Origin of the sequence: Kitasatospora sp. DSM 101779 (assembly GCF_025655475.1) — a bacterium.
GTDB lineage: Bacteria > Actinomycetota > Actinomycetes > Streptomycetales > Streptomycetaceae > Kitasatospora.
Genome location: NZ_JAHTIK010000001.1, coordinates 4,689,743 through 4,693,540 on the forward strand (window position 1 = coordinate 4,689,743; position 3,798 = coordinate 4,693,540).

Genomic DNA, 3,798 nt, shown 5'->3' on the forward strand with positions numbered 1-3,798 from the left:
CCCCGGTGGGCGCTGCGGCCGGAGCACCCGGTGTCCCGGCCGGCACTCCGGTCTCCGGAACCCCGGTCGCCGGAACCCCGGTCGGCGGCGCCCCCGGCGCGGGCGGGGCGGGGGCAACCGGTGCCGTGCCCGGCACGGCGGCGCCCGGTGCGGCCGGCCAGCCCGGTGCACAGGGAGGCTCCTCCGGGGTGGTCGGCGCGGTCGTCGGCACGCCCGGCGCGGCGCAGCGCACCCCGGCCGGCGGCCCCGCCGTCGGTGCGCCGGGTACCGCAACACCGGGTGCGGGCGGTACGGCCCCGGCCCCGCTGCCGTTCCGGCTCGGCGAGAGCGGCGACCTCCGCCGCCGGCCCGAGATCCTCGGTCCGGAGCCGCACACCGGCCCGACCGTCGTCCCGGTGCTGCACCCCGGCCAGGTCGCCGCCGCCTACCTGGCTGCCCGCGCCGGGCGGAGCGCGCCGGACGCGCCCGCCACCCCCGTCCCCGTCCGCGGCATCGCCGACGGCCGCCCCTACGGCATGCCCGGCGGGCTCGGGCCGGTCGACCCGGCCCACCAGGCCGAGGTCGAGCGACTGGTGCCGCGCCGCCCCGACGGCACGCCCGAGCTGCACCCCGACCCGGCCGGCGGCTGGACGGAGGCGCTCAACGGCGGCGGCCCGCGCGAGGCCGGCCGCGCCAACAACACCGTCGACGTGGCGCTCTCCTCGGTCGACACCTTCTCCGGCCTGCCGGTCTGCTCCGCGCCGCGGCTGCCCGACGGCCCGGCCGGCGAGTACGGCGGCCGCGACCGCGCGGAGCGCGAGCTCGGCGCGGAGTTCCACGACGTCGGGGCCGGAGAGGGCGCCCTCGGCCGGGTTGCTGAGACGCTGCTGCGCTCCGGCCCCGGCGCCCAGGCGGTGCTGCTCACCCTGGACGGCTTCCGTCGTTCGCACGTCTGGAACGTGGTCAACCACGGCGAGCGGCTCACCTGGCTGGACCACCAGACCGGCCGCAGCGGAGGCGAGCCGCTGTACAGCGCCGAGCACGGCCTCTGGGCGATCGCCCTGGACGCCGAGTGCCGGCCGCTGGACATCGTGCGCCCGGCCGTCGCCGGCGCGGGGACGGCACCGGCGAAGGCCGAGGCCGAGCCCGCGGCGAAGCCCGCAGACGAGCCCCCGGCGGAGTCCGGGCCGGAGCCGGCCGCCGAACCCGCCCGTCCCGCCGAGCCCGCACCGCCGCGGTCCCGGCTCCACATCCACCGCACCGCCGCCGGGAGCGCCCGCCGATGACCACCCGCGAGCAGGCCCTGGAGGCCGCCCACCGCTGGATCAACGGCGCGCTCCCCGCGGAGGGCGCCCGCCCCGTGCACAGCCACGAGTTTGAGCACGGCTGGGTGGTGTGGCCCGAACCGGCCCCCGTCCACGTCAACCCCTTCACCGCCGTCCGGCGCGCCCCCGAGGAGATCGGCGCCGCCTGCGCCGTCGTCGACCGGCTCACCGGCGCGCTCACCGTCTGGCCGTCCGTGCCGGTGCCGGAGGTCGTCCGGATGTACCGGGACTTCCTCGGCGCCGGCGACTACGATCCGGCGCTGCCGCCCGCCACCGGTCCCGGCGCCCGGGCCGAGCTCCGCTACCGGGACGCCCTCGGCGAGGTGCGGACCCTGGTCGTGCGGTCCGCCACCGGTCTGCCGCACCCTGGGCTGCGCGCCGCCGAACGCCTCCGCGAGCAGGGCGTGCCCGCCGAGGACGTGCTCGGCCTGCACACCGACTTGCGGCCGGGTGCCCTGCCCGGCGGCTACGCCCGGCACGCTCTGGCCGCTGCCCTGCCGCACCTCAGGCTCACCCACGACCTGGCGTATGGGCCGTGGTTCGACGGTCGCGCGGAGGCCGTCCGGGCGGTGCCGCCGCAGGAGGGCGTGCGGCCCAACCGGGTGCCGTTCCCGCGCTCCGTGCCGCCGGCCCAGCCGGAGGGCGGCCGGGCGCTGGCGGATCGGCTCGCGGCCCGGTTCGGCCCGCAGGGCGTCCGCCGCTTCGACGCCGCGGCGGTGGAGCACGCCGACCTGCCCGAGGCGGTCGCCCGGCCGCTGCTGGAGGTCGGTCTGCCGGTCACGGTCGAGGGCTTCTTCGCGCTGCACCACCCGGAGCCGGACGGCGTCCACGACGGGACCCGCACCGACCTGGTGCTGCCCGACGCAGTGGCCCGCCTCGCCGGCCTCGGCCGCGGTGCCCGGGCCACCGCCGACGCCCGGCAGGCCCTGCTCGGACAGGTGGTGCTGGGCAGCGACGGCTGGGCACTGATCACCGTCGACACCCTGCAGGGCCGGATCCGGGCGATCGACCCGGACACCGCCGCGGCCCGCTACTGCAACGCTGACGTGACCGCCTTCGCCCGCTGCCTCGTGCTGCTCGCCGAACGCCTCCCGGCGCTGCGCGGCCTCCACCCCTACGCGGCCGGCCCCGCCGTCGCCGAGCTGCAGTGGGCCCTGGCCGCCGTCGACCGCACGGTGTTCACCGACCCCGAGAACTGGTGGGCGGTGATCGTCGAGCAGCTCTGGCACGGGCTGCTGTGACCGCGCCGGGCCGGTGACGGCGGCCGCCGGGGCGTCGCCGCCGACGGCCCCGGGACGCCGGCATGGGGGATCCGGGCAGGTGAGCGGCCCGCATCGCGTAGCGTGGTCCGCTATGCGACTCGGTGTTCTCGACGTGGGTTCCAACACCGTCCACTTCCTCGTGGTGGACGCGCACCCCGGTGCTGCCCCTCTCCCGGCGTACTCGCACAAGGCCGAACTCCGGTTGGCCGAGCTGCTCGACGACGACGGGGCGATCACCCCGGTCGGTGTCGACCGGCTGGTGTCGATGGTGGCCTCCTCGATCGCCGTCGCCGAGGACAAGGGCGTCGTCGAGATACTGCCGTTCGCCACCTCGGCCGTCCGCGAGGCCGCCAACGGCGAGGCCGTGCTGCAGCGGGTCACCGACGAGACCGGCATCGAGCTGCGGGTGCTCTCGGGCCAGGACGAGGCCCGGCTCACCTTCCTGGCCGTCCGCCGCTGGTTCGGCTGGTCCTCCGGCCGGCTGCTCAACCTCGACATCGGCGGTGGCTCGCTGGAGATCGCCTGCGGACTCGACGAGCAGCCCGACATCGCCGCCTCGCTGCCGCTCGGCGCCGGCCGGCTCACCGCCCGGCTGCCCGGCGACGTCGCCGACCCGGCGGACGTCCGGGAGCTGCGCCGCCACATCCGTGCGGAGATCGCGAACGTGGTCGGCGAGTTCACCAGACAGAACGCGCCCGACCACGCCGTCGCCACCTCCAAGACCTTCAAGCAGCTGGCCCGGATGGCCGGCGCCGCCCCCACCGACGCCGGACCCCGGGTGCCCCGGCGGCTCACCCGCAGCGGCCTCTCCGCCTGGCTGCCGCGGCTCGCCACCATGACCGTCGCCGAGCGGGCCCGCATCCCCGGCGTCTCCGAGGGCCGCGCCCGGCAGCTGCTCGCCGGCGCGCTCGTCGCCGACGCGGCCATGGACCTCTTCGGCCTGGACGAACTCGACATCTGCCCGTGGGCGCTGCGGGAGGGCATCATCCTGCGCCGCCTCGACGCCCTCGACACCCCGGCCGACCGGAGGCCCGCGCTCACCCCCTGACGGGCCGCCGCAGGCCGCCCGCCGGGTGAGACGTGGCCCACGCTTCCTCCGGCTCTGCCCCATTCGTCCTCGCCGCCGCATACCCTGTGTCCCGTGGCGGAAGCACCGGACGACGACGCATCGCCGGCCGGCCGCGCGGCCGAGGACGGCGCGCGGCGGGCCTCGGGGCCGCGCCGGGCCGCGG

3 protein-coding genes are annotated in these 3,798 nt (G+C 78.2%); all 3 read left to right on the top strand.

Annotated features, from left to right (window positions below):
* On the top strand, positions 1-1,265 hold a 1,265-nt coding region (locus tag KSNIM_RS21380), incomplete at its 5' end, for a toxin glutamine deamidase domain-containing protein (RefSeq protein ID WP_263104798.1).
* Positions 1,262-2,545 carry an SUKH-4 family immunity protein gene (locus KSNIM_RS21385; RefSeq protein ID WP_263104799.1) on the top strand — a complete coding sequence of 428 codons (1,284 nt, stop codon included), beginning with the start codon at positions 1,262-1,264 and terminating at the stop codon, positions 2,543-2,545. The genes KSNIM_RS21380 and KSNIM_RS21385, both read left to right, overlap by 4 nt.
* A 112-nt stretch (positions 2,546-2,657) precedes the next feature.
* Entirely contained in the window at positions 2,658-3,614 is a 957-nt protein-coding gene (locus KSNIM_RS21390; protein ID WP_263104800.1) for a Ppx/GppA phosphatase family protein, read from the top strand.
* Positions 3,615-3,798: the final 184 nt, after the last annotated feature.

Bases quoted from the DNA above. Each gene is read 5' to 3' on its own strand.
- KSNIM_RS21385 (WP_263104799.1), top strand. From the start codon at position 1,262: ATGACCACCCGCGAGCAGGCCCTGGAGGCCGCCCACCGCTGGATCAAC.
- KSNIM_RS21390 (WP_263104800.1), top strand. From the start codon at position 2,658: ATGCGACTCGGTGTTCTCGACGTGGGTTCCAACACCGTCCACTTCCTC.